Source organism: Tissierella pigra (assembly GCF_009695605.1).
GTDB classification, from domain to species: Bacteria; Bacillota; Clostridia; order Tissierellales; family Tissierellaceae; genus Tissierella; species Tissierella pigra.
Genome location: NZ_VUNQ01000012.1, coordinates 35,076 through 61,712 on the forward strand (window position 1 = coordinate 35,076; position 26,637 = coordinate 61,712).

The 26,637-nt window shown below is 29.4% G+C and carries 31 protein-coding genes; 25 read left to right on the forward strand and 6 right to left on the reverse strand.

Features of this window, described 5'->3' with window-relative positions:
* The first annotated feature begins 46 nt into the window (after positions 1-46).
* The 11 genes from FYJ83_RS07170 (at position 47) to FYJ83_RS07220 (ending at position 7,689) form a co-directional block, all read left to right on the forward strand.
* Complete coding sequence (locus FYJ83_RS07170; RefSeq protein ID WP_154439650.1) at positions 47-742, forward strand: hypothetical protein; 696 nt, start codon at positions 47-49, stop codon at positions 740-742.
* A 10-nt stretch (positions 743-752) separates the two neighbouring features.
* Positions 753-1,388, forward strand: a complete 636-nt coding sequence (gene eutD, locus FYJ83_RS07175; RefSeq protein ID WP_154439651.1) for an ethanolamine utilization phosphate acetyltransferase EutD — start codon at positions 753-755, stop codon at positions 1,386-1,388.
* A gap of 5 nt (positions 1,389-1,393) precedes the next feature.
* Positions 1,394-2,011, forward strand: a complete 618-nt coding sequence (locus tag FYJ83_RS07180; RefSeq protein ID WP_154439652.1) for a hypothetical protein — start codon at positions 1,394-1,396, stop codon at positions 2,009-2,011.
* 13 nt (positions 2,012-2,024) lie between these two features.
* Entirely contained in the window at positions 2,025-2,294 is a 270-nt protein-coding gene (locus FYJ83_RS07185; RefSeq protein WP_154439653.1) for a EutN/CcmL family microcompartment protein, read from the forward strand.
* Positions 2,295-2,335: 41 nt separating this feature from the next.
* A complete protein-coding gene (locus FYJ83_RS07190; protein WP_154439654.1) occupies positions 2,336-3,421 on the forward strand; it encodes an ethanolamine utilization protein EutH in 1,086 nt (361 codons plus the stop codon).
* Between the two features lie 42 nt (positions 3,422-3,463).
* On the forward strand, positions 3,464-3,919 hold the full coding sequence (locus FYJ83_RS07195) for a cupin domain-containing protein (RefSeq protein ID WP_195837943.1): 456 nt from the start codon (positions 3,464-3,466) through the stop codon (positions 3,917-3,919).
* A gap of 135 nt (positions 3,920-4,054) precedes the next feature.
* Positions 4,055-4,498, forward strand: coding sequence for a GNAT family N-acetyltransferase (locus FYJ83_RS07200; RefSeq protein WP_154439655.1), 444 nt, complete (start codon positions 4,055-4,057; stop codon positions 4,496-4,498).
* Positions 4,499-4,623: 125 nt separating this feature from the next.
* On the forward strand, positions 4,624-5,118 hold the full coding sequence (locus FYJ83_RS07205; protein ID WP_154439656.1) for an HD domain-containing protein: 495 nt from the start codon (positions 4,624-4,626) through the stop codon (positions 5,116-5,118).
* 460 nt (positions 5,119-5,578) lie between these two features.
* Positions 5,579-6,457, forward strand: a complete 879-nt coding sequence (gene erm / locus FYJ83_RS07210) for a 23S ribosomal RNA methyltransferase Erm (RefSeq protein WP_154439657.1) — start codon at positions 5,579-5,581, stop codon at positions 6,455-6,457.
* A 202-nt stretch (positions 6,458-6,659) separates the two neighbouring features.
* Positions 6,660-7,127: a MarR family winged helix-turn-helix transcriptional regulator gene (locus tag FYJ83_RS07215; protein ID WP_154439658.1), complete on the forward strand. Its 468-nt coding sequence runs from the start codon at positions 6,660-6,662 to the stop codon at positions 7,125-7,127.
* A 28-nt stretch (positions 7,128-7,155) separates the two neighbouring features.
* A complete protein-coding gene (locus FYJ83_RS07220) occupies positions 7,156-7,689 on the forward strand; it encodes a flavodoxin domain-containing protein (RefSeq protein ID WP_154439659.1) in 534 nt (177 codons plus the stop codon).
* Positions 7,690-7,834: 145 nt separating this feature from the next.
* Here the strand turns inward: FYJ83_RS07220 and FYJ83_RS07225 are convergent, their stop codons facing one another.
* From FYJ83_RS07225 to FYJ83_RS07240, 4 genes are all read right to left on the reverse strand, one after another.
* Positions 7,835-9,589, reverse strand: a complete 1,755-nt coding sequence (locus tag FYJ83_RS07225) for an ABC transporter ATP-binding protein (RefSeq protein WP_154439660.1) — start codon at positions 9,587-9,589, stop codon at positions 7,835-7,837.
* A complete protein-coding gene (locus FYJ83_RS07230) occupies positions 9,586-11,316 on the reverse strand; it encodes an ABC transporter ATP-binding protein (RefSeq protein WP_154439661.1) in 1,731 nt (576 codons plus the stop codon). The genes FYJ83_RS07225 and FYJ83_RS07230 overlap by 4 nt, the downstream gene beginning before the upstream one ends.
* A gap of 260 nt (positions 11,317-11,576) precedes the next feature.
* Positions 11,577-12,674, reverse strand: coding sequence for a hypothetical protein (locus FYJ83_RS07235; protein ID WP_154439662.1), 1,098 nt, complete (start codon positions 12,672-12,674; stop codon positions 11,577-11,579).
* The gene (locus FYJ83_RS07240) at positions 12,671-14,464 is read right to left on the reverse strand and encodes an HSP90 family protein (RefSeq protein ID WP_154439663.1); all 1,794 of its coding nucleotides are present in this window, start codon (positions 14,462-14,464) and stop codon (positions 12,671-12,673) included. The genes FYJ83_RS07235 and FYJ83_RS07240 overlap by 4 nt, the downstream gene beginning before the upstream one ends.
* A gap of 397 nt (positions 14,465-14,861) precedes the next feature.
* Between FYJ83_RS07240 and FYJ83_RS07245 the strand changes: the two genes are divergently transcribed.
* Together FYJ83_RS07245 and FYJ83_RS07250 are read left to right on the forward strand one after the other, a co-directional pair.
* Positions 14,862-15,686, forward strand: coding sequence for a MerR family transcriptional regulator (locus tag FYJ83_RS07245; protein ID WP_154439664.1), 825 nt, complete (start codon positions 14,862-14,864; stop codon positions 15,684-15,686).
* A 37-nt stretch (positions 15,687-15,723) separates the two neighbouring features.
* A complete protein-coding gene (locus FYJ83_RS07250; RefSeq protein ID WP_154439665.1) occupies positions 15,724-16,236 on the forward strand; it encodes a GrpB family protein in 513 nt (170 codons plus the stop codon).
* A gap of 18 nt (positions 16,237-16,254) precedes the next feature.
* Here the strand turns inward: FYJ83_RS07250 and FYJ83_RS07255 are convergent, their stop codons facing one another.
* Both FYJ83_RS07255 and FYJ83_RS07260 read right to left on the reverse strand, forming a co-directional pair.
* Positions 16,255-16,815, reverse strand: a complete 561-nt coding sequence (locus FYJ83_RS07255; protein ID WP_154439666.1) for a chromate transporter — start codon at positions 16,813-16,815, stop codon at positions 16,255-16,257.
* Complete coding sequence (locus FYJ83_RS07260; RefSeq protein WP_154439667.1) at positions 16,808-17,386, reverse strand: chromate transporter; 579 nt, start codon at positions 17,384-17,386, stop codon at positions 16,808-16,810. Before FYJ83_RS07260 ends, FYJ83_RS07255 begins: the two co-directional genes overlap by 8 nt.
* 123 nt (positions 17,387-17,509) lie before the next feature.
* Between FYJ83_RS07260 and FYJ83_RS07265 the strand changes: the two genes are divergently transcribed.
* The 12 genes from FYJ83_RS07265 (at position 17,510) to FYJ83_RS07320 (ending at position 26,614) form a co-directional block, all read left to right on the forward strand.
* A complete protein-coding gene (locus FYJ83_RS07265) occupies positions 17,510-18,400 on the forward strand; it encodes a LysR substrate-binding domain-containing protein (RefSeq protein WP_154439668.1) in 891 nt (296 codons plus the stop codon).
* Between the two features lie 203 nt (positions 18,401-18,603).
* Positions 18,604-19,197, forward strand: coding sequence for a DUF3841 domain-containing protein (locus FYJ83_RS07270; RefSeq protein WP_154439669.1), 594 nt, complete (start codon positions 18,604-18,606; stop codon positions 19,195-19,197).
* Positions 19,198-19,232: 35 nt separating this feature from the next.
* The gene (locus tag FYJ83_RS07275; RefSeq protein ID WP_195837944.1) at positions 19,233-19,787 is read left to right on the forward strand and encodes a DUF3841 domain-containing protein; all 555 of its coding nucleotides are present in this window, start codon (positions 19,233-19,235) and stop codon (positions 19,785-19,787) included.
* Positions 19,788-20,020: 233 nt separating this feature from the next.
* Positions 20,021-20,359 (forward strand): PadR family transcriptional regulator, encoded by a 339-nt coding sequence (locus tag FYJ83_RS07280; protein WP_154439671.1) that lies wholly within the window; start codon positions 20,021-20,023, stop codon positions 20,357-20,359.
* A complete protein-coding gene (locus FYJ83_RS07285; RefSeq protein WP_154439672.1) occupies positions 20,346-20,978 on the forward strand; it encodes a DUF2812 domain-containing protein in 633 nt (210 codons plus the stop codon). The genes FYJ83_RS07280 and FYJ83_RS07285 overlap by 14 nt, the downstream gene beginning before the upstream one ends.
* 73 nt (positions 20,979-21,051) lie before the next feature.
* The gene (locus FYJ83_RS07290; RefSeq protein ID WP_154439673.1) at positions 21,052-21,387 is read left to right on the forward strand and encodes a hypothetical protein; all 336 of its coding nucleotides are present in this window, start codon (positions 21,052-21,054) and stop codon (positions 21,385-21,387) included.
* Positions 21,388-21,543: 156 nt separating this feature from the next.
* A complete protein-coding gene (locus FYJ83_RS07295) occupies positions 21,544-21,909 on the forward strand; it encodes a DUF4180 domain-containing protein (protein ID WP_154439674.1) in 366 nt (121 codons plus the stop codon).
* Between the two features lie 234 nt (positions 21,910-22,143).
* Positions 22,144-23,499 (forward strand): MATE family efflux transporter, encoded by a 1,356-nt coding sequence (locus FYJ83_RS07300; protein WP_154439675.1) that lies wholly within the window; start codon positions 22,144-22,146, stop codon positions 23,497-23,499.
* Between the two features lie 70 nt (positions 23,500-23,569).
* Positions 23,570-24,274, forward strand: a complete 705-nt coding sequence (locus tag FYJ83_RS07305) for a B3/B4 domain-containing protein (protein WP_154439676.1) — start codon at positions 23,570-23,572, stop codon at positions 24,272-24,274.
* 20 nt (positions 24,275-24,294) lie between these two features.
* A complete protein-coding gene (locus FYJ83_RS07310) occupies positions 24,295-24,981 on the forward strand; it encodes a radical SAM protein (protein WP_154439677.1) in 687 nt (228 codons plus the stop codon).
* 168 nt (positions 24,982-25,149) lie between these two features.
* Positions 25,150-25,455: an AbrB/MazE/SpoVT family DNA-binding domain-containing protein gene (locus tag FYJ83_RS07315; protein ID WP_154439678.1), complete on the forward strand. Its 306-nt coding sequence runs from the start codon at positions 25,150-25,152 to the stop codon at positions 25,453-25,455.
* Positions 25,448-26,614 (forward strand): macrolide family glycosyltransferase, encoded by a 1,167-nt coding sequence (locus FYJ83_RS07320; protein ID WP_154439679.1) that lies wholly within the window; start codon positions 25,448-25,450, stop codon positions 26,612-26,614. The genes FYJ83_RS07315 and FYJ83_RS07320 overlap by 8 nt, the downstream gene beginning before the upstream one ends.
* The last annotated feature ends 23 nt before the right edge of the window (positions 26,615-26,637 follow it).

Sequence of the window (26,637 nt, forward strand, 5' to 3'; positions counted from 1 at the left end):
AAAGCTTATGCCCAGCCTTTTCTTTATGGAGGGGAAGTGAATACTAATGGCCATTTTAACGGAAAGTAAAATAAAAAAACTACTCCGTACGACAAAATTAAAAGAAACAAAATTCTTGATTTTAGAACCTGGGACTGTAATTACACCTTCTGCAAAAGAATATCTAAGGGACATTACTATTGAATATATGGAAATACCAGAAGAATCTGAGATTGAGAATCAAGAAGCAGCCTTCCCAATGAGCCAGTTGGAAGTAAGCGAAGCAGAAAATATAAAAGAACAGAAAACATGGAAAAGTCATTTAGCTTATCAAGGTAAATTTGATATTATAATAAGCCATATTCTGACTTTGCAAAAGAAAAGCCATCATATAGGAAAGATGGAGTTAGTAGGGGCTTTAAATACTATCTTAGTTATAGTTCAGACAATGACTATGGAGACTTTAGCTTCAGACAAGTTGGATCTGATACAGGAAATTGAAAATTGGTTGGAAGACAAAAAGTCATATGTTGCCAGTCTATATCCTGAAGGTTCTTTTATTCCAACTTATAAAGATGAAGAATGGGTCATAGATTTATTTAAGTTACATGGATATTTACAAGAACTAGAACATTTTATTTCCAAAGAAATGAAGGATTTTCTAAAATCTGAAGACTATATAAATTGCATTTCAATAGTGACTATTTTAAAGGATTATTGTTGGGTTTTAATGGTACAGTCAAAAGAAAATTCAGTGGAATAGAGGTGAGAATATGACTAAAAACAATATTGATACAATCGTGGATATAGTTGTCTCTCGTATATACGAAGTAATGGACCAAACTTTTGAAATTGAAGCAAGTGGAAGACATATCCATCTAAATAGAGAGGCAATAGATTCCCTATTTGGAGAGGGTTATGAATTACATCCATCCAAATACCTATCACAGCCAGGAGAATTTGCATCAGAAGAACGAGTGAGTATTAAAGGACCTAAAGATACTATTCACAATGTTATAATTCTTGGACCAGAGCGAAAAAACTGTCAAGTGGAAGTTTCATTAACAGATGCACGTCTACTAGGTGTAAATGCTCCAGTTCAATTAAGTGGAAATATTGAAAATACCCCAGGAATTATTTTGATGAATGGTTCTAAGTCTTTTGTCTTAGATAGAGGTGTCATAGTGGCAAAACGCCATGTTCATGTAAAAGATATAGATGCCCAAAGGCTAGGTGTCAAAGATCAAGAAAGGGTATCCGTTCAGGTGTTTAGTGAAAGACCACTTATATTTGATGACGTTATAGTGAGAGTAAGTCCCAAGTTTGAGACTTATATGCACATCGATTACGATGAAGCAAATGCCTGTGGTTATAAGAAAGGCGTACGAGGACGTATTGTTAAGAGGTGACATATATGGATAATGTTGAAATACTAGTTCAAAAAATCACAGATATTATTATTCAACGTTTACAGAAGGAAGAATCCAGAGGGACAGTTACATTTTTAGGGAAAGAATATTTAAGTATTCGAACTTACTACGAAAGAAGAGGTTATGAAATAGTACCAGTTAAAGATAAATTTAATCCAGATATAGTAATTGTTACTGAACTGTCTATTTTAAATATGAATCGTATAGCACTAGGACTCCCTCAAACAGAAGATGAAGTAACTATTTGGGAGAGGTTATTGAATAAGAAGGATGTTATTTTTTTAGAAGACGGAATGGAGATTCAAGCAAGTCAACATGTGGTTCCACGAGCACTGCTACAGGTTCTTGTGAATTATAAAAACCAATTGGTAAGGTATGGTGCTTCTATACTTCCATTAAAGAATTTTGAAGAAAAAGATCAAACTATAAATAAGGAAGTAAAAGATGTAATTCATAAAAGTGATAAGAAGGAACTTTTTACCATAGCAAAAGTACGAAAATTGAACTTACAGGCAGGAGATATCTTTGAAGCAGATAAGAACATCATTATTACAGCATTGGCTAGAGATTATATGCGTGATTTAGGTGTTCAAATAGTATAGAAAGGAGCATACTATGTTCATTGGGAAAGTTGTCGGTAGCTTATGGGCTACTCGTAAGGATGAAAAATTAAATGGTTCAAAGTTTCTACTCATTGAAAAACAACTAAACAAACATGAGGTGGATACTGCTCTAGTCGTTGCAGTTGATCGGGTAGGTGCTGGAATCGGAGAATCTGTACTGATTACGACTGGTAGCTCTGGTCGTCTGTCTTTTGATGGTAAAAGTATTCCTGTTGATATGGTTATTGTCGGTATTATAGATACAGTGGACTATCCAGAGTAATGATGAAAGTTGCTATTTATAAATAGAATGGAGTGAAATAAATGGGTATAAATGAAATAATAATTTGGATTATGGCAATTATAATGGTCATAGGTGCAATTGACCGTTCACTGGGTAATAAAACTGGTTTAGGTCAACAATTTGAGGAAGGAATACTAGCAATGGGTTCTTTAGCACTTTCAATGGCGGGTATAATTGTTATAGCACCCAAGTTATCAGATTGGTTGAGTCCTATAGTGGTTCCATTATATAAATTGTTAGGAGCAGATCCAGCAATGTTTGCAGGAACTTTACTAGCAAATGATATGGGCGGGTTTTTCTTAGCACAACAGATGACTACTGACCCGCTAATTACACTTTTCTCAGGTGGTATTTTAGGAGCAATGATGGGAGCCACCCTTGTATTTACAATCCCAGTGGGATTAGGTATTATCAGTAAGGAAGATACAAAATATCTGGCACAAGGAGTATTATGTGGTATTGTAACTATTCCAATCGGAGCATTAGTTGCGGGAATTGTAATGGGTATGCCAATAGTTAAAGTCTTTATGAATTTAATACCTATAATAGCTGTAGCGATTTTAATTTCAATTGGGCTATTTAAAATCCCTGAAGGAATGATTAAAGGGTTCAATATATTTGGGAAAATTATAGTAGCTGTTGCAGCCATTGGGTTAGCAATCGGCGGATTAGATTTGCTATTAGGTATTAAGATATTTGAAAATCAAGATACACTTGAAGTTGGATTCCAAACAGTTGGTAGTATTGCCATTACTTTAGCTGGTGCTTATGGATTGGTATTCTTGATTACAAAACTATTTAAGAAACCATTGCTGAAACTAGGGCAATTGTTAGGAATGAATGATGTTGCTGCAGCAGGTCTAATTGCATCTCTTGCCAATAACATCGCCATGTTCCAAACAGTAAAGAGCATGGATAAACGTGGAAAGGTAATTAATATTGCTTTTGCAGTTTCAGCATCTTTTACATTTGGTGACCATTTAGGATTTACAGCTGGTGTTGCACCAGAATTGATTGTTCCAATGATTATTGGTAAGTTAGTCGGTGGTATTTCTGCCATTTTTGTTGCTATATTTCTATCTAAGCGTGTCTTTAGGATTGAATAAAGCTAATACTATAGAGATTTAAGTAGGGATGGAGGCAAGATATTGAATATAGACAGATCAGAAATTGAAAATTTAGTTCGTAGTATCATAATGGAAGAATACAGTAATAAGTTAAATGATTCTTCAAAGAGACATGTTGATCCTAGTGGCGTAATGGCAATCTCGTTGCCGTTGTTTTCTGTAAGTGAAGAAGATCGACTGGACACAGGGAACCCTAACCATAAAGTGTATACAAAGGATTTAGTATCACTTACTGAAAGCCCTAGATTGGGTTGTGGCCTAATGGTAATGGAGGATACTACCTTCGACTGGACTTTAGGATATGATGAAATAGATTATATTATTGAAGGAACTCTGACTATTATCATAGATGGACGGCATATAACTGCCAATGCAGGAGAATTGATTTTGATTCCAAGGGGTTCAAGTATTCAGTTTTCAGTTGAAGGAAAGGCAAGTTTTATCTATATAACCTATCCAGCTGATTGGCAATCATAAATTCTAAAAAGGCAAATTAATGGATTAAATATCATTAATTTGCTTTTTGTTATTAATATTTGTTACAATGGATTTAATAGCATATATTGATTTGGGGAAAAATAAACAGGAATTTATGGAGGAAATTTAAGAAAAATGAATTATAAAATAAAAAAGTTTAGTGAATTAACAACTAAAGAATTGTATGAAATATTAAAAGTAAGAGTAGAAGTTTTTGTTGTAGAACAGAATTGTATATATCAAGATTTAGATTCAAAAGATGAGGTATCTTTTCATGTGTTTTTAGAGGATAATAGTGAAATAATAGCATATTTAAGGGTTCTTCCAAAGGGTATATCATATCCAGAAACATCAATTGGTAGGGTACTGACAAAAAATCCCTATAGAAAAAAAGGACTGTCGAAAGAAATAGTACAAAAAGCAATAGATTTTATTATAGATACTTTGGAAGAAAAAGAAATTAAGATTTCTGCACAGGCATATCTGCAAAAATTTTATGAGAGTTTTGGATTTAAGTCAACATCTGATATATATCTAGAGGATGGAATAGAGCATATTGAAATGTTATATCAAAAGTAGGATTATAGCATGGAGACAAAAATAAGTAGAAAGTCGATAAAATTTGATAATATATGATAGTTTAAGTGATAACAGGGCTATGAATATAAGTAGGATAATATACGGCGAAAAATATGGAGGTTCTTATGTACGAAGAAAAGATAATTAAAGAAATGAAAGAAGTATTTACAGAAATACCTTTTGGGATAGATCATACTCTTAAGGTATTGGAAAACGCAGAAGAAATAATGAAGGGTGAGAATGTAGAAGGAGAAGAAAAGGAAATAATTACAATTGTGGCTATATTGCATGATATTGGTGCAGTTGAAGCTCAAAAAAAGTATAGTTCAATTGATGGCGAATATCAAGAAAAAGAAGGGCCAGCAGTAGCACAAAAAATATTAGAAAAAGTAGGCTATGACAAAAACATTGACAGGATACTATTTATAATTGCTAATCATCATACCCCTTCTAAAATTAATGGGATTGATTTTCAAATACAATGGGAAGCAGATTTATTGGAAAATTTAACAGTTATGGATATACAGAAAGAACAGAATGAAATAAAGAAATGTATTGATGAAAACTTCAAAACAAATACAGGAAAAAACATTGCATATAAACGTTTTATTTTAGAATAGTTGCTATTAATACTTGTTAAATATATATAACTATGCTATAATGCTTTTAATTAATAGAAAGGAGAGTTGCAAGATGGGTATAGCTTCAATAAGAATTCGTAATTTAGTTGTTAAATAAATACAACTAAATAAAATTAATATAAGGTAATCTGCCTAAAAATTAGGTTTTATTTATCATACCTTGTATTAGTGGATTCTAATAGTGAAAAACCCATGCAGCTAACTATATTTTAATTTATTATATCCTTAAAATAGGATATTTTTTGAGCTTTTTTATAACAGCTAAAAGATTATAATTTATCAAGTAAATTTATTATTTGATATAAATTTTGTATAAAAAAATATTGTTGAATTTATAGAGCTATAGATGGATAGTTTATTCATTTATAGCTTTTTTTGTTGTCATGGATTATTCAATATACATGAATCCACATCAAATATTTTTAAGGTGGTGGATTTAATGTTAAATAAAGATAATCAGATAAAATTACAGTACTCACAAAATTTTTTATACAGCAAAAAACTAGTGTCCGATTTAATAGGTCAAAGCAATATATGTAAAGATGATATTGTTATAGAGATTGGAGGAGGTAGAGGTATTATCACCGAACAATTAGTAAAAAAGTGTAAGAAAGTATATGTTATAGAATATGATTTCAACTTATATAAAAGTCTAAAGGATAAGTTCTATGATATAAAAAATGTGGAAATAATTCATGGAGACTTCTTAGAATTTGAGTTGCCGAAAGAATATAGATATAAGATTTTTTCTAATATTCCTTACAATATTACTTCAGCTATTTTATCAAAATTAATATTTGCTGACAATCCTCCTGATGATATATATATTATACTTCAAAAGGAAGCAGCAGAAAAATATGCTGGTAAACCTTATGATGGAGAAAGTATGCGTTCTTTACTTCTTAAACCATATTTTGATTTTGAAATTATAAGGAATCTTAAGAGAACAGATTTCAATCCAGTTACTAGTGTCGATAGTGTATTTTTACAAATTAAAAAAAGAGAGAATAGACTAATAAGAAAGGATAAAGGAAACTTATACTCTGATTTTATTGCATACATCTTTAGTAATACAGGTAAAGATATGAAACTTAGATGTAAACATATATTTTCTTATAAACAGATTAAACGGCTATCCAATGATATAGGTTTTAAAATGACAGATAGTCCAACTTGTTTAAGTTATGAACAATGGTTAAAGGTGTTCCAATATTTCGTAATAGGTGTATCAGATGAAAAGAAAAAATTGGTCAATAACTCATATTCAAAGCTAATGAAAGAGCAAGATAAAATAGATAAATTATATCGCAGTAGATAGATACAGATAGAAAATTAGCTTTATATAAATAAAATTTTAAATAATTGTTAGATACATCAATATGATAAAAATATTATTAGTATTAAATAGGGTAGCTTGTGAAATATTCTAGTTCCATAATTTAACTTGACATGATTATCAAACTAATATAGAATAAAATAAAGGTAATATATTACCTTTATTTTATTCTATGGAGGTTAGTATGAAAGAATTAGAAAAATTATATGATATTGATAAAAGGTATCGTATTTTTGGAATGATATTTTTATTATCCAATAAGCTGGAGACCATTGGAAATAGTTTCCTTGGTGAACTTACTACTAAGCAATGGTTCTTTATGCTGACATTAACAACTTTTTTCGAAAGCCCTCCCACACTTAGTCAATTGGCTAAACAAATGGGAACATCTCACCAGAATTCAAAACAATTGGCCATAAGACTTCAAGAAAAGGGTTTTTTAACTATTGAGAAAGATCAATTGGATAATCGAGCGATACGAATATTTCCTACAAAGAAGATGGAGGAATATGTAAGAGTACGCCAAGATAAAGATCATAAATTTATTGAAGATTTTTTTAGAGTGTTAAAAGACAGAGAGATTAAAGAACTTGATGAAATATTATTTAGGTTGATGGATAGTATCCAAAATATTGAAGAGAAATTATCTTGATTTTGAGGGGAATAGGAGATGATAGTATATGAACAATATAGCTATAGTATATAAATCTAAATATGGCAGTACTAAAAAATATGCTCAATGGATAGCAGAAGAAACTAAAGGAGATTTATTTGAGTGTTCAGAAATAGATATTAATAAATTAAGGACATATGATACTATTATTTATGGTGGTGGATTATATGCAAGTGGAATTGCTGGAATTTCTATCATAACTAAAAATTTTGAGGTACTAAAAGATAAGGAAATAATAGTTTTTACTGTAGGATTAGCCTCAACTGATAGAGAAGAAGTTTTTATTCCAATTACAGAAAAGTGGTTTTCACAGGAAATGCGGGAAAATATAAAATTTTTTCATCTACGTGGTAGTATTGATTATAAGAAATTAGGAATAATACATAAATCCATGATGGCAATGCTAAAGACTGTAATTTCTAGGAAAGATTCTAATGAGTTATCAGACGATGATAAAGAACTTTTGTCTACTTATGGAAAAAAAGTAGATTTTACAGAGAAAAATACTATAACACCTTTGTTATTATTTTTAAAAAACTAAGGTGGGAACTTAATTAAAACAATTTAAGATAGACAGAAAAGATTAGGTTTTATTTTAGTAGTTTAGTATAAATTAAGGGGCAAAATCAGTGACAAACACTATTTTGACCCTTTTAGTTATTGTTTATAGTAAGATAAGATCTATTTTATGGTAGTTTCTGAAATTGACTCATATACAAACTTTCATAAAAACCTTTCTTTATCATTAATTCATCATGAGTACCCTGTTCAACAATAGCTCCATTATTCATAACAAGGATTAAATCTGCATTTCTAATTGTAGATAGACGGTGAGCAATAACAAAGCTTGTTCTGCCTTTCATAATATTCTTCATGGCAGTTTGTAGCATTGACTCAAGTCTTGTATCTACCGAACTTGTTGCTTCATCAAGGATTAAAATAGATGGATCTGCCAAGAACGCTCTTGCTATAGTTAATAATTGTTTCTCTCCAGCAGATATATTGGAAGATTCCTCATTTAATATCATATCATAGCCATCTGGCTGTGTCTTAATAAAGTGATGTACATTTGCCATTTTAGCAGCATTTATAATATCTTCCCTAGTTGCATTTTCATTACCATACTTGATATTATCAGCAATACTTCCATTAAACAACCATGTATCTTGTAAAACCATACCAAAAATAGAACGAAGTTCATCTCTGCTCATATCTTTTATGTTTACACCATCTACTTTAATAGCACCACTATTTACATCATAGAAACGCATTAAAAGGTTAATCAGTGTTGTTTTCCCAGCACCTGTAGGCCCTACAACTGCTACCATTTGACCACTTTTAACATCTAAATTCAAATCCTTAATTAATATATTATCTTTCGTATAACCAAAAGATACATCTTCAAAAGTAACATTTCCTTTTAAATCTTTAATTTTAAGAGGTTTAACTAACTCTGGTATTTCTTCTTCTGCTTCAAGAAAATCGAAGACCCTTCTTGAGGCAGCAATGGCAGACTGAATAGCTGATGATAGTTGAGTTACTTGTTCCAGTGGTTCGTTTAACTGCCACATATAACGTATAAATGCTTGAAGCTGTCCCACAGTTATTGCACCAGAAATTACAAAAGTTACTCCTACAAAAATAACTGATACCATTGCAATATAAGTAACTAAGGATATTAATGGTGACATAAGCCCTGATACAAATTGTGCCTTAAATCCATTTTCGGCTAGATTATTATTAATTTTTTTAAATTCCTCAATAGATTCTGCTTGTTTCCCATATAATTTAATCTCTGTTAAACCTGTATATCTTTCTTGAATATATCCATTTAAAGTTCCTAAGGCATTTTGCTGATTCTCAAACATAACATTAGAACGTTTTACAATGAATCTCATTATAAAGATACTACATGGAACAATTAAAATAGCTATTATAGCCATAGTAGGATTAATGTAAAACATTAAGGAAACAGCTAAAGTTATGGATAAAACCGAACTTAATATTCTAGATAAAGATTGCTGTAAGGCATTTGATATTGTATCTATATCATTAGATATAATACTTAAAATATCTCCAACTGTACGATTATCAAAATAACTAATTGGAAGTTTTGTAATCTTCTTTTGAACTTCATTTCTTAAATCACGCATAGTATTTTGAATACCATCAGTTAAAAAATATTGAGATAAAAATCCACAAGTTATATTTCCTATATAGATAGCAAATAATATTTTTAAAATCTTAAGGATATAGGAAAAACTAATGGCTGCTCCAGGAATATTATTAGCAATATTAGCAACATCATCCTTTAATCTAGTTGTAATCAATCCTTCTACCATTGGTGCTGCTGCTAGAAAGCCTGAATATATAACTAAGAGAAGAATTGAAGCTATAAAAAATTTCAAATAGGGTTTCATATAAGGGTATAATTTTTTCATTGCTCTAATTCCTCCTTTCTTAACTGTGATTCTGCAATTTCATAATATACATTACATGTTTTCAATAATTCTTTATGAGTTCCTATTCCGACTATTTCACCTTCATTTAGAACAATTATCTTATCGGCATTCATTATTGTACCAATTCTTTGTGCCACTATTAATACAATAGATTCTCTTGTTTCTTCCCGTAAGGCTTTACGCAATGTAGCATCTGTTTTATAATCAAGTGCTGAAAAGCTATCATCAAAAATATAAATTTCTGGCTTTCTAATAATTGCTCTTGCTATGGAGATTCTTTGCTTTTGTCCACCAGAAAAGTTTTTAGCACCTTCACTAATATGCTCTTGTAATTTATCTGGCTTATTTTCTATAAAATCCTTTGCTTGAGCTATTTCAATAGCATGGTTCATTTCTTCTATTGTTGCATTTGGATTACCAAATTTTAAATTATCCTCTATAGTTCCACGAAATAAAAACGCTTTTTGTGGAATAAATCCAATATTTTTACGAAGTACGTCTATATCGTAATCTCTAATATCCATATCATTTATTTTTATTGTTCCCTTTGTAACATCGTAAAATCTTGGAATTAAATTAATCAATGTACTTTTACCACTTCCAGTACTACCTATAAAAGCAATTGTTTCACCTTGATTTGCTGTAAATGATATATCTTTTAATATAGGAAGCTCACCATTAGGATATTGAAATGTAACATGGTCAAATTCTAATTTTATTTTGCCATTTAAATCTCTTGCTCCATTATTAGAATTTGTTATAGTTGGTTCTTCACTTAATAGTTCCTGAATACGATTTGCAGAAACTCTGGCTCTAGGATACATTATAAATACCATGGAAAATAGCATAACAGAGAACAAGGCATGAAACTGATAGTCTAAAAATGCAACCAATTGACCAACTTGTAGAGTTCCTTTATCAATCATAATGGTAGAAACCCAGAACACTGCCATCATAGATAAATGTAATAAAAAGAAAAATGCTGGTTGCGTAAAGGAAATTATTTTAAATAAATTTTTTGAACTAGAGGCATATCTTTCATTTACTGCTGCAAAGCGTTCTGTCTCATATTTACTTTTTCTAAAAGCTCTAATAACCCTAGTTCCCATTAAATTTTCTCTTGAAATCCTATTTAAACGATCCATTCCTCTTTGTTGTCTATCAGAAATGGGATTAGTTACTTTAGCAACTATAATTACACCTAGAATAATAAATGGAAAACTTGCCCCAATAATTAAAGATAGGCTTAAACTTGTTTTCATTGTCATAAATACACTTATGAAAATCATAATTGGTGCTAATAATGCTGTTCTAAAAAGCAAGTTCGAGAATAACATCAATTGAAATGCGTCACTAGTTGTACGTGTAATCATTGATGACACACCAAATTTATTATATTCTGTATGAGAGAATTTCTGTGATTGTGCAAAAACATCATTTCTAATATCACGAATCATATATGTTGAAATTCTTGAAGAAGCATAAGAAATCAAAATCGTTCCTGCACCACCTATAATACTTACAAGTAGCATGACCATTCCCATTTTCTTAACATAATCGATATCACTGTTACCAATACCTTTGTCAATCATTGCTCCCATTATTGTAGGAATGCCTAATTGAACTGCAACAAAGCTAAATATTCCCAAGATATTTAATAGAATTAATTTGGGATATTTTTTAAGATACTTTAATATTAACTTCATAATAACCTCCATTTAATAACATTGTTTTAATAATATATTTTAAGATTTCTTGATTTTAAGGAACACTTGAATTATTATAAACTATAAGGTTGTATTATAGTCAAGATAAATTCATAAAAATAATAATGATTTTAAGGAGGTTATGATGTCCAATAATAAAAATGAATATTTGAGCAAGAGTAAAATAAAAGATAAAAAACTAATTTCTTTATAAATATAAAGAAATTAGTTTTTTATTGAATATTCAGGTTACCTATATATTAAAATACTAATTTTTTCATTTTATTAATAAAATTCATATAAAAAGTATTTCTATTACGTGTATCAAACTTTTCTCCGATACTTAGTGCTTGATCTTTACAATAATTGATAATATCATCAACTAGATAGATACCGCTTTCTTTATAAAATGGAGTATCTTCCGGTAATATAAGTTTACATTGCTCTCTTTTTTCCTTGAATTTAAAACTTTCCCATAACATCCATGCCCCTATATAGAAGTTGAAATTATCGTCTGCATTATTTGATGATAATGCCCATTTCAAATGTTTAGTAAAAATTTTCACTCCCTTTTTAGGTTCGGTTATTGCAAAATATATAAATTGAATTCTCATATTACTAAGATAAATCTCATCCTTACTTATAAGTCTATACATCTTTTCCCTATACTCTTTTGCCTCTTCCAACATATTATTATTTATATAATATTCAAGAAAATGTTCGTAGGTAAGGGGAAGAGCTGTAGTGCATTTTTTTTGACCTTTAAATATGGGATCAGCTAACTCCAATGCCTTCTCATATTTATTTAAAAACAGTTCATATTCCACTTCAAACCTTAATTCGCAAACTTCACAGTCACTAATCTCATCTCGAGGACAGGACTTGAATTTTTCAAATGACTCTTTTACTTTTTCTACATCTTCTAAATCCATGTAAGTAAGGGTCATATATTTATAATATACTCTCAATGAATACCCATATTCTATACACCTTACTTTGTACTCCTCTATTATTTCATTTAATTTTTCATACTCAATTTGATAGTAATCATCACATGTATACATCATACTCTCTAGTACCCATACTATATAAAATTGTACATATTTTCTCTGTTTATTTGATTTTTTAAGATATTCATCTCCTGCCCATAAGAGCTTAGGAAATGTTAATATACCTTTAAATCCATCACCAGTAAACTTATCTATACGTATGATTTCTTTTCTTCCTTCAAAGGAATATAACATATTATTTTCTGAATCTGCTACTTTTACTAATTCTTCACAAATTAAAAGCCTTTCTTTAGAATATTTTGGTGACTTATTCATCATATCTATTAATCTATCTAACCTTTCACTCATTTACTAAGTCCCCATTCTATCAAAGATTCTATACCATTATTTAAAGTTTTCATTTCATTATTTCTAAGAGGAAAGTGTCCTATTAAAAGGGCTTGTACATATATTAATTTTATACAGTTACTAAGAGCTAATTTATCTTCTAAAGATATAAGTTTATTTACTAAAGGATTATTTATATTAAAATATAGTTTTGCATAAGAGTTGTTTTCCATTTCTTTTGCAAATCCATCTAATATGCTTACAAAGCTGTTGTCTATATCTTCCTTGTCTTTTAATATATTTCTGTATGTCATAGCATCTTCATTTATTGTGTATAAAACCGGCAATTCCTGTGGACTGAATTTTTTTATATCAACTTCACATTTAAATTCATTAAGAGTAATATTTGCAATCTTTAAAAGCATATATGATCTCTCTTGTTCTTCAAAAGTTATATCTTCCATAATTTCATATAAATCCATACCTATTATAAGTTCTACAGATACATCATTAAATAGAATAGGCAGCTTTTCTAGAAGCTCCTTATCATATATATAACCTGCATTTACAAGTAATTTATTTTGTGCTGCAAATATACTAGACATCTGCCTGAATTCGTCAACAGAATAAGTATATATTATCTTTTCAGAGGATGTTCTCAGTTCATAGCCCGTTTTATTTCCTTGAGACGTAGGAAAGGTTAAGTAGTCTATAAATGCTTTATACACCTTATCCTCCTCTACCGCTAATGATTTAATAGCTAAACTATGTATATCTATAATATAAGAAAGTTTTTTAGGTGCTATTTTAGATAATCTCGATAAATAGTTAATTATACATTCTCCTAATTCTTCTCTGGTTTTATCTAAAGTTTCATCTTCACAAAAGCTTTCTCTAGAAGCTGTAGGAGTTAATTCATTTGCATTTAAGGTACATTTAACAAAAAATGCCCAATTTGGAAGTAGATCTTGACCTTTTTCTGTAAGTAACATGTTTTTCAAATATATTCGATGTGTTCTATTCTCACTACTCACTACTTTACGAGGTATAATATAGGCAAATCCATTAATTCCTCCAGTTTTAGAGTGTATTGGAATATAATCCAAAAATTCTTCTGAAAATATATCTTCTCCGAATTCTAATATTTCTTGAGGTGATAAGGTCATATCATCCCAAGGGGAGATTTCGATATTTAACTTTATATCTTTACCGTCTACATTTAAATAGATAGGTACTGGTAAAAGAAGCCCATAATATTTTAGTAAACTAATAAGTTTATCTTTCGTGAAATATTTTTCATTTCCTTTCTTACATTTAAGGTAAATTGAAGTTCCAACTGCTATACTGGTTTCTAACTTATTTAAAGTATAAGTTCCATCTGGTTTTCCTTTCCAATGATATGAAATATTATCCTTTATAGACCTAGTTATAACATCTATTTCATCAGATACCATAAAACAAGATAATAGACCTATTCCAAAGTGGCCTATATAATTTGCATCTACTATACCTTCCAGTATATCCTTCTTGGAGGATTCTCCTATTATGGAAAGAAACTTATGTATCTCAGCTTCAGTAAGCCCTGCTCCGTTATCTTCAAATACAATAGTATTTGTATCTTCACTTTGCACTAAGCTGATACATACCTTTCCTTCAGTCCAATTTTTTTCTATTAGTCTTCTTGCATTTATAGCATCTACACTATTTTGAAGTAGTTCTCGAATAAATACATCTTGACTACTATACAAATGATTTCCTAATATATCAATCATTCCACCTAAGTTTACTTTAAAACGAAATATATCTTGCATAATTCACCTCTGTTTTCTGTGATTATAAATATAAGAGACAGTCTTATATTTATAATTCAAAATAATTTTTAATAATAGATTGACATTTCACTTAGATTATTTATCGACACAATTATCTGTAACTATAGTCTAATATTAGATAAAAGATGAATATTTAAGATTTTGAGATGATTATTTTTCAATAGAAGTGTAAATTAAGGATCTTATTAAAATAGTTTGAAATTAAATCTCTTGTTAATGCTAGATATTATTATAAATTGTTTTATTTTTGAGCTTGTTTATCTATATATAAGATTTCTTGATTTTAGGGAATACTTGAATTATTATAAACTATAAGGTTATATTATAGCCAAGGAAAATAACTCATAAAATATTATGAGATTTTTGGAGGGTGATCATGTCTAGTAGTAAAAACGAATATTTAACCACAGGTGAATTTGCTAAACTTTGTGGTATTCCAAAACATATTTTATTTCATTATGACCAAATAGGATTATTTCAACCTGAAATTATTAAAGAAAATGGTTATCGATATTACTCATTTCGTCAATATGATACCTTTTCTATTATTACAGCTTTAAAAAGATTGGGTATGCCTTTGAAGGAAATTAAAGAATTTATGGATAGGCGAAATCCAAATGCTTTAATATCTTTATTAGATCAAAAATCAAAAGAAGTTGTGGAAGAACTTGTTAGGCTAGAGCAAATTAAACATGAAATTGATGCCTTAAAAGATTTAACAGAAGAAGCCTTAAATTTAGAATATAATAAAATTGAATTAGCTTACCATAAAGAAGTATATGCTCTACGAAGTTCATTGATGGATAATGGGATGGATGATTCTTATCCTGATTTTATTTCTTCCATAATTGCTTTTCGTGAAAGTAGTAATGCTAGTATGATTGATTTTCTAGGGGGAGTTCTTACTATTGATAATATTCTTGAGAAAAGATTTAATAGCTTTTCTTATTTATATACTAAAGGTGAAAATATCCATGACAAAGATACTACTTTAATACGGAGAGAAGGTTGGTATCTTCAGGTTTATTATAAGGGAAGTTATCAAAATATTAGTGAAATGTATAACAAGATTATTGAATATGCTGAAAAACATCAGATTAAGCTAGGAAAACATGCTTATGAAGAATATCTTATTTTTGAGATTGGTACAAACAATCGAGATGATTACGTTACCTTGATATTGGTTGAAATATTAGAATAAACTTTTCTATAAATAGTAAATTGTAAAGGAGAATGTAATGAAAACAAAATATGTAGTAGTAGAAGATTATAATCCAGAATGGAAAAATGAATTTGAACGTATAAAAAACGAATTATTAACAGTTTTGGCTGAAAAAATAAATTCAATTGAGCATGTGGGGAGCACATCTATTGAAGGATTAGCTGCAAAACCAATTATCGATATAGACATTGTGATTGACAAAAATTTTGAAGAAGTAAAAAAGGCATTAGAATCTATTGGATATATATATGAAGGAGATCTAGGTATATCTGGTAGAGAAGCATTTGATTATAAAAATAAACCACATTTAATGGTACACCATTTATATGTATGTAATAAAGACAATAAAGAATTGTATCGTCATATAACATTTAGAAATTATTTAAGACAGCATAAAGAGGATAGAGATAGATATGGTTCAATAAAAAAAGAGATGGCTTTGAAATATCCAGAAGATATAGATTTGTATATTAAAGGAAAGGAATCTGTAATTCTAGATATTTATAATAAATGTGGCTTATGCAAATAAATTTCCTTAGACTAATGGTTAATAAAAAAGCAAACCTACAAAACCCGTTAAAACCAAAATCAGTATAGGATTTAGTTTGTACTTTCTCAATAAAAATAAAGAAATAATAAATATAATTATAGCAGTAATATTTATGCTAATATCTTTAATATTGTAAGATGAAGTCCCGAGAAAAGCAATTAAAACAATAGTTGATGCAGCAGAAGCAATTAGTCCCACAGAACTAGAACGTAATCCTTTTAATATATTGGAAATACTATCTATTTCTTTATGTTTTTTAAAAAACTTATATAAAAAGATAGAAATAATGAATCCAGATATAATACTTCCTAAGGTAGCCAATATGGCCCCAGATATTCCAGCTATACGTATTCCTACAAAAGAAGCAGTATTCACAACTAAAGGTCCAGGTGTCATTTGGGAGATTGTGATAATATCTGTATATTCTTGAAGCGTAATCCAACTATGATAATTTACTAACTGTTCCTGTATCAATGGTATAATAGCATATCCACCACCTATACTGAATGATCCAATTTGTAAAAATGTAATAAATAATGTAAAAATAGTTTTATTCATCTTGGATTCCTCCTTGTCTGCTTTTTATATAAGTTTGGATAAAACACAAAATAGAACAGAAAATAATAATAACTAATACATTGATATTAAAAATAAAACTAGCTAAAAATGCAATGGGAGCCATTAAAGTTAACAGCAAATTTTTTTCTTTTAAAATTCCCTGACCCATATCAATTACTAAATCTACAATTGTAGCAGCAACTCCTGCCTCCATACCTTTTAAGATTGCAGAAATAACCCTATTATCCCTAAAAGATTTATAGAATGAGGATATAACTGATAATATTAACAAGGGAGGTAAGACTGTTCCAATACAAGAAATAATTGCACCTATAATTCCAGAGATTCGATAACCCACTAATACAGCAATATTAACTGCAATAGCACCTGGAGTTGATTGTGCAATTGCAGCCATATCTAGTAGTTCCTGCTCACTAATTAACTCTAGGCCATTAACAAAATACTTACGCATCATAGGAATAACTACATATCCTCCTCCAAAAGTAAAAGCACTAATAGAAAATGTGATTCTAAAAAGTGAAAGATATAACTTCAATTTTTTTATCTTCATAATAGTGAACCCTCCAATACATTTATTTTCAACATTGTTTATTATATACCTTGAATCAGTATAAGTATAATAGTATTATTTTATATAATACATAACTAAATGATAATGAATAAGGGGTTAAATATGAAAATAAGACATTTACGTATTTTTAAAATAGTGTGTGAGGAAGAAAGTATCACAAAGGCAGCAGAAAAATTATTTATGACACAACCAGCAGTTTCTAGTGCAATTAGTGAATTAGAAAGCTATTTAGGGGTTCATTTATTTGATAGAATTTCAAGGAAGATTTATTTAAATGAAACAGGTAAATTATTCTTAACAAAGGTAATAAAATTGTTAGATTTATATGATGACTTAGAACAAAATATTAAAGAGTTAGAAGATAATGCAACTATTAAAATTGGATCAAGTATAACTATAGCCAACTTTATTTTACCTGAAGCAATAGTAAAATTTGAAAAAATTTATAGGAATACTCCAACAAAAGTTATAGTTGGAAATGCTGGAAAAATTGAAGAGATGTTATGTAATAATGAGATTGATTTAGGTTTAATTGAAGGTGTTATTTATAATGAAGAATTAATAAAAATTCCATTTTCGTCATATGAATTAGCAATAATATGTTCTCCCAAACATAAATTAGCTTTAGATGAACCTATAAATATCAATAAGTTAATCCAAGAAAGATTATTACTTAGAGAAAAAGGCAGTGCAATCCGTGATGTTTTTGATAGTGCATTGTTATTACATAATTTAAAAGCAAATCCAGAATGGATAAGTATAAATTCACAAGCCCTTATTTATGCGGTAAAACAAAATTTAGGAATAAGTGTGCTGCCTAAAATTCTAATAGAAAGAGAAATCGAAAGTGGTGGAATCTTTGAAATAAAGGTAAATGATTTTGAATTAATTAATGTAAATCATATTGTATTCCATAAAAATAAAATTCAAACAAAGAGTTTTAAAACATTAATTGAAATAATTAAGAATAACGTAAGTGGCAAGCGATCATAACCATGATTGTATTACAATCATGGTTATGATATTATATAAATTAACAAAGTTAAACATTTTAATATTAATAAATTAAAGACTTATATAACTGATCTTGAAAAATTTGGAGTTAAATCTCCAGTTAGAAGAAAAATATTCTAATAATTTTCATATCATAATAAATTAATACAGAATAAGAAAGTCAAAAGAGGAGGCGTAGAGATATGACAACTGATTTATATAATCTTAGTGATAAAGTAAAACTTTGGACAAGACAGCATAAAAATGTTCTTAAAGAGTTAGAAAAATATGGAGTTTATAGAGTTAAGAAGGAGTATATTCTAGAAAAGATGGATACCATATCAGATTATTACTTAAATCTATATGAATGGTATGGAAGAAATGCAGCTAAAGTAGTGCCTAAACCAGAAGGTGTAATATATCCTATTTGGCTTTCTATATCTTCAGATATGATGCTGCAGCCTACAGAGGATACTATTATTTTGGAAATAGAAGTAGATAGAAAAAATGTTATTTATACTGATGTAGATAAATGGGGATATGTAGTGAACTATTTTTATTTACCTATTGATCCAGAGGATGAAGAAAGACATAATGAAGAGCTAAAAAAATTTGGTATAAGTGATGAGTCTGCTCTAATTACAGGTGATAAAGGTAATTTCTATCCATTACTTAAAAATAAGATAATCAAAAGTTGGGAAAGACTATTTGAACCGTTAGGTGAGGAAAGCACACTAGTACAAGCAACTATATGGGAAATAAAAAAGGAATGGGTAGTAGATATTATACATGGATAAATGGTAAATTTAAAAGATGGGGGTAGATGTCTCAATTGAATAAAAAGATAAAGTTATATACATCTCAGAGGGAAATAGTCTTAGATACTATTAGAGAAAAAGGGATATACCATGTTAAAAAAGAATTCATAATTAAAAAATATGAAAATGTAGCTAATGTCTTTTTAGAACCTTATAATTGGTTTATTAGAAAAGCAGTAAATATAGTACCTAAGCCAGAGGGGGCAGAATATCCCATATGGCTATTTACGGATTTAAGATATGTTGAAAACCATGAGGATAGTAAAGTTTTAGAGATAGAGGTTGATATTGAAAATGTAATTCTATTTGATCCATTCAAATGGAATAGAATATTAAATTTAGCTTATATACCGAAAGATGAAAAGGATTGGGCGGAATATAATGACTCTCTAGAAAAACAAGGAATTAAAAATGAAGCTAGTATTTATATGACTAATTTTTATCCTCATTTGAAACAAAAGGTAAGAAAAAGCTGGGATTTTTTATTTGAGGATAATATAGACTTATCAAAGCCAAATCAAGCTGCTCTATGGGAGTTGCGAAGGGAATGGATAGTATCAGAGTTTTAATTTTATAAAAAAGTGTTGCACTTGATACAAGTTTGCAACACTTTTTAATTTTTTGTATATAAGCTTACATTAGAAATTAAAGTATAGTAAAAAAAATCTTGACATATACAGTTGAACTATATATAATAACGATATACAGTTATACTATATATTTAGACTGAATACTATTAAAGTTTAATTTTATTGAGGAATTCAGTTAAGTATACGATATCAAAATATTAAGGAGGTTAGTTATGAAGCGTGATAAAAATTTACCACTTACGGAAACAGTATATTATATTTTACTTTCATTATTTGAACCATTGCATGGGTACATGATTATGCAAAAAATTGAAGACATGAGTAATGGACAGGTCCGTATGGCAGCGGGAACACTGTATGGTGCTATTGAAAATCTACTAAAGCTTAAATATATACAGCCAGTTTTTTCTGAGGATAAAAGGAGAAAGGTTTATCAAATTACAGAGAAAGGTAAAGAAATTTTGTTGATGGATATGAGTCGTATGGAACATATGATAACTGTTACAAAGCAGGCTTTAGAAGCAGGAGGAAAAGAAGATGAAAAAATTTAAGTTATTTTCAAGTTATTCAGCAGAAGAAAAATGGTTAAATGAACAATCCAATTTAGGTTGGAAATTGGTGAAAAAAAAGTTATTTTATACTTTTCATAAAAACACACAAAATTCATCAGTATATGCAGTTGATTATCGTATTTTTAAAAACAAAGATAGTTATCAAGACTATCTCAATCTTTTTCAAGATTCTGGTTGGATACATGTAGCGGGAAGCCGTTTATCTGGAGAGCAGTATTTTATTTCCTTATTAAATGAAGACAAAGATGTATCCATCTTTTCAGATAGAGAGTCTTCCCAGTATCGTTATAAAAAGAAGATGATAAATAGTATTCAAGGAATAGGGTATCTATTAACTTACTTGGTTGTAGCAATACTATATGGATATTTTGATATAAGAATGATTATGGAACCTAGATATGCTTTTCTTACACCTGGTCTCTGGGAGAAAAGTGGCATGGAATTTTGGAAAGCATATTTATTTGAACTACCATTTGCTCTTATTTTCCGTATACTTCCTGTGATTTTAATCATAGGTTATATAATTTTAATGGTCACTTATTTACTTTGGGCATTTTATAGCCAAAATAAAGAAAGGAAGTTTGAAAATGAAAATTAAAACTAATTATGACCATTGGATGTTTGGGGTTTACGGTTAAGGCAAACCTATTATATTAGAAAAGGAGAATGAAATGGCAAATCATGAATTTGGAATTATGGAAACTACTCCTAAAGAGAACCAAAGGTTTGATGAATATGATCCAAAAAAATATAAGCATATTAAAATAGATGATGATTTCATTGAGCCATTGTTGGCTGAATTTCAGAGTATCCCTTGTTATTGGCATACATTAAAACACCCAGAAACTAACCTTGCATATTATGGTATAACACTAATACCCCCTGAATCTATGGGTAACTTTATATCTGTTTTTAACAGTCAGCCTTCAGAACAGTATAATGAGATAATTGAATTATTTGAGCAAGCCAAAAGAAAAAATAAATATATTATTCACTTTGGAATTTAAACAGGAACATACAATGCCTTCAAATAAATATTGATTTGAAAGTTTTACTTTATATGTTGATAGATTAATAGATGAATTATATGATATAATCTATATAAATTAAGAATTATTTATATTATAGTGTATAAGAATTATTTATTTAGATGGAGGATAGTTATGAAAATAAATACTATAAAAGAAAATAATATTGACATTGCTGTTGTAAATAGTAAGGATATATTAATAACAGATGTTCAGTCAGCATTGGATTTTATGATGACGATACAGTATAAAACTAACTGTAATCGTATAGTTTTGAACAAATCGGCAATATGTGAAGAATTTTTTAATTTAAGTACAAAAATTGCTGGTGAAATACTACAAAAATTTGTTACTTATCAAGTAAAAATGGCTATTGTAGGAGATTTTTCTGAATATACAAGTAAGAGCTTGAGGGATTTTATCTATGAATGTAACAAAGGAAAGGATATATTTTTCTTATCTGATGAAAAAGAAGCCATTAAAAAATTAAGTATGGTATAGTATTTACTAATACAAACAAATAGACAATAAGAATTTATTATTGTAAATAGCTTGACAAAGAAATTCCACTTTGATATTATACAAGGAAAATGAATAGATCTCATAGTATTATTCTCGCCGGAGAATAATACATCTATAAAGAGATAAAAGAATCGCATCGGTAGGCCTGAGGTTGCGTCAGGTCTACCTTTTTTATTTATTTTTTTTATTTATATTCTAAGAGGAGGAGAAAGTATGAAAAATAATGAAGTAGCAGTTAAAAATCAATCAAAGAACATGTTTAGGTTATTACTGTCCTATATTGTACCTGGAATAGCAGGGCTTCTATTTAATTCCCTATATATTGTTGTTGATGGTCTTTTCGTGGCAAGGATGCTTGGAAGAGAACCATTGGCGGCAGTAACTGTTGGTGTTCCTGTTGTAGAAATACTGTTAGCTTTAAGTATGCTTATATCAGTAGGAGCAGGTGTACTGATTTCTAGTAAAAATGGTAAAGGAGAATATAAAGAAGCAAGAGGTATTTTTAATATATCCGTTAGACTATTAGCTATAGTGTCTATATTAATAGCAGTAGGTGCATTGATATTTATACGTCCTATTGCAAAGATGCTGGGGGCTACTCCTGATATAATGGATTTGGTAGTTGAATATATGAAATATTTCTTTGCATTCAGCCCTGCTTTCATGTTTAGCTATGCCATGTGTACATGGTTAAGAAATGATTCACAACCGAAACTTGCAATGTTTGCTCAGATTGTTGGAGCATTATCAAATGTGTTTCTTGATTGGTATTTCATGGGACCTTTAAAAATGGGAATAGGTGGAGCAGCATTAGCTACTGGCTTGGGTCCTGTATTCAGTATGACAATAATGTTGCCACATTTTATATCAAAGAAAGGTAATTTATATTTTGAAAAAATAAAAATGGATTTTAAAATCATTTCTGATATGTTATTAAAGGGTATACCATCATTTGCTATGGAATTTGCTTTGGGTATAACAACATTATGTGTTAATATTGCAATTGGAATACACATGGGAGCTTTAGGGTTTGCCGCATTCGGTATAGTAGGATATATAGCTTTAATAATTTTATCATTATTTTTAGGTATGGCAGAAGGTTCACAGCCATTAATAAGCTTTTACCATGGAGCCAATGAAGATAAGAATATGAAAGTAATTTTAAAAATTAGTTTGCGTATATCAATAGCTATAGGAATAATAGCATACTTACTATTGTTTAAATATACAGAAGTTCCAGTATCTATATTTGCCGATAATGATATTGAGCTCGTTAAAGCTGCTACCACTGCAACCATTTACTATTTCCCAGCTTTATTTGTATCAGGTATAAACATTCTGTTAGCATCCTATATGCAATCCATAGGACATTGGAAGGAGTCTGTATCAATATCTCTATGTAGGTCCTTAATTTTATTGCTTCCATTATTGCTAGTATTACCTAAGGTTTTAGGAGATAATGGTATATGGGTATCAGTGCCATTTGCAGAAATATTAACATTACCTATAGCTTATATATTGTGTAATCCAAAGAATAGTGTAATGGCACAGTCATCCATATCTAAATAAGGATAAAATGTTTATAGATAATTAATAATATTTATATAAGTTTATTAATTTAAATCAAGGAGGTAATCTAATGCAAAAATTCATTATTGAAGATTCGTTCTGGAATATATTTCCTAACGCAAAAATTGGAGTTATTATTTGTAATGGTATTGATAATACAGTAAAACATAATGAGAAATATGCAGAGCTAATTTTAGAGGCAGAAAAGGAGGCATTAAAGTATCTTCAAAATGCAGAATTTAGCAAGAATTCCGTAATAAAAGTATGGAGAGAAGCATTCCAAAAATTTAAAACGAAGAAAGGTGCAAGAGCATCCATAGAAGCATTATTAAAGAGAATTAATAATGGTAATCATATAGGAACTATTAACCCACTAGTTGATATTTATAACTCTATTTCATTAAGATACGCATTGCCCTGTGGTGGTGAGGATATAGACGAATTTATAGGTGATATAAGATTGACTACAGCTATTGGAGATGAGAAATTTATTCCTCTTGGAGCAGATGAAGACTCACCTCCATATGAAGGTGAAATAGTTTATAAAGATGATAAAGGTGCAATTTGCAGATGTTGGAACTGGAGGGAAGCAGTAAGGACAATGCTTACTGAAAGTACAACCAATGCCTTTTTATGTATTGAATTAGTTGATGAAAGTAGATTAGAAGAGTTTGAGAATGCCCTAAAAGACTTGTCACAAGAAGTACAAGAGAATTTAGGTGGAATAAATAAAATTTCAATTTTAGATATTAATAATAAGGAAGTAGTGATATAGTGATTTAAGGGGGTAGTTAAATGAGTTTTAGTTATAAAGAGATTTATAATGAAGATGGTAAAAAAGTACTGGAAGTAAATATATTGCCTGAAAAGTATTGTAATTTTGATTGTATATTCTGTCCTATTGGAAGGTCATATAATAAAGTAGATATACAACGGCCCTTTGATGAAATAGACAATTCATTAAAAGAGTTAGAAAATATGATAGAAAACCATAAAGTAGAATTAGTGTATATAAATTCAAAGGGAGAAGCCCTTATAAACAGCAAAATTAGTACTATAATTGAACTAATTAAAAGTAAGGGTGTATCTGTAAGGCTACTATCTAATGGCTATTTGTTAGGTAGGGATGAATATATACAAATAGCCAATAAATGTGATGAAGTTATTGGTGAGATAAAAGCAATAAAAGAAGAAGATTTTCAAAAAATACAAAGACCAATTGAAGGATATACACTAAAGGAATATATTTCAAATATGACTTCATTTAACAAGCAATATAAAGGAAAATTTATTTTAGAAGTAACAATTATTAAGGGATATAACGATACAGAGGAATCTATTGACAAGATAAAAAGTATTATTAGCGAATTATCTCCAGACAATATAATTGTTGAAAGAATGAATGATGAAAAGTTCAAGAAAAAACTAGGTATATCTGATAAGCGATTCAAGGAAATATCAAAGGTATTACAAAATACCTAACTATACTAATGATATAGAAACCAAAAGAGACTAAGTTTTTAGGTCGACTTAAAAGACCAAATAGACTTAGTCTCTTTTTAAAACGTTTTTATTACATTGACAAAAATTCAATACAAGAATATAATTAGTATAACAAGTATGAAAAGTAATACTGAAAGGAAGTGAACTATGAATAATAAAAATCTGGAAGATAAATATATGGGTTCTGTGAAGGTAGGTTCAAAGGGACAGATTGTTATTCCGAAGGAAGTTAGAGATATGTTTAATATTTCATCAGGAGATACGCTAATTCTACTTGCAGATGCCCAAAAAGGTATTGCAATAGAAAGGTATGATGTATTTTCTAAGATTGCTGATGCAATTTTTGCAGGTAAGTCACAGGAAATTTATCCAACAGAATCAGAAGAAGATTCGCTTATTTTTGCTAAAGAAATAAGAAAATTAACTGAGTCTGGAGAAAAAGATAATGAGTAAAATGGTATTTTTCAATATCCCAGCTTATGGACATACTAATCCTACTATATCAGTAGTAGATGAATTGGTAAAACGTGGTCATGAAGTTTGGTATTATTCGTTTTATGAATTTCAGGAGAAAATTGAAAATGTAGGGGCAAAATTTATACCATGTGATGACTATTTGCCAGAATTTACTCCAGATATAGAACGGAAAATTGGAAAGGATTTTGCGGCCCTTATTGAGATGACAGCAGATACAACAATGAATTTAGATGAAAAGGTATGTAGAGAACTTAAAGAATTTAATCCAGACTGTATTGTATCTGACTCCATATGTATATGGGGGAAATTATTTGCAATAAAATTAGATATACCTTATATCTGTTCTACTACGACCTTTGCAATGAATAAATACACTGCGAAACTGATGAAGCAAAGTCCAAAAGAAATATTCCGTATGTTTATGGGCATTCCAAGAATCAATAGAAAGATAAAGCTACTTCAGAAAAAAGGATATAAGGTAAAAAATATTATAAATATTATTCAAAATGATAATGATACAGATACAATTGTCTATACATCTAGAGAATTTCAGCCTATGGTAGAAACATTTTCAGAGAAGTATGCTTTTGTAGGACCTTCTTTTCAAGTTCCAGAAATTAAAGAAACTCAAAAGAAATATCCACTGATTTATATTTCATTAGGGACGGTGCTAAACCAAAACAGAGATTTTTATCAAAATTGTATTCAGGCATTATCTGATGTTGATTGTGAAGTTATTATGTCTGTTGGAGACAAGACGGATATTTCTAGATTTGGTAAGTTGCCAGACCATTTTAAAGTTTATACTAAAGTTGAACAATTAAAAGTTCTACAGCAGACGGATTTGTTTATTACTCACTGTGGAATGAATAGTATAAGTGAAAGTTTATATTTTGGCGTTCCATCTATTTTGTTCCCATTGCATAGTGAACAGCTCATGGTGGCAAATCGAGTAGCAGAATTAAATGCTGGAAAAAGATTAAATTCATGTACTTCGAATAGTATTAGGGAAATCGTTTTAGAAATGTTGAATGACATATCCTATAAAAAAAATGCAGAAATAATTTCAAAAACCTTGCAGCAAGGAGGAGGACCCAGTGCAGCTGCAAATAAGATAGAGAAGGTATGTAGCTGATGATGAGCCTATATATGGAATTA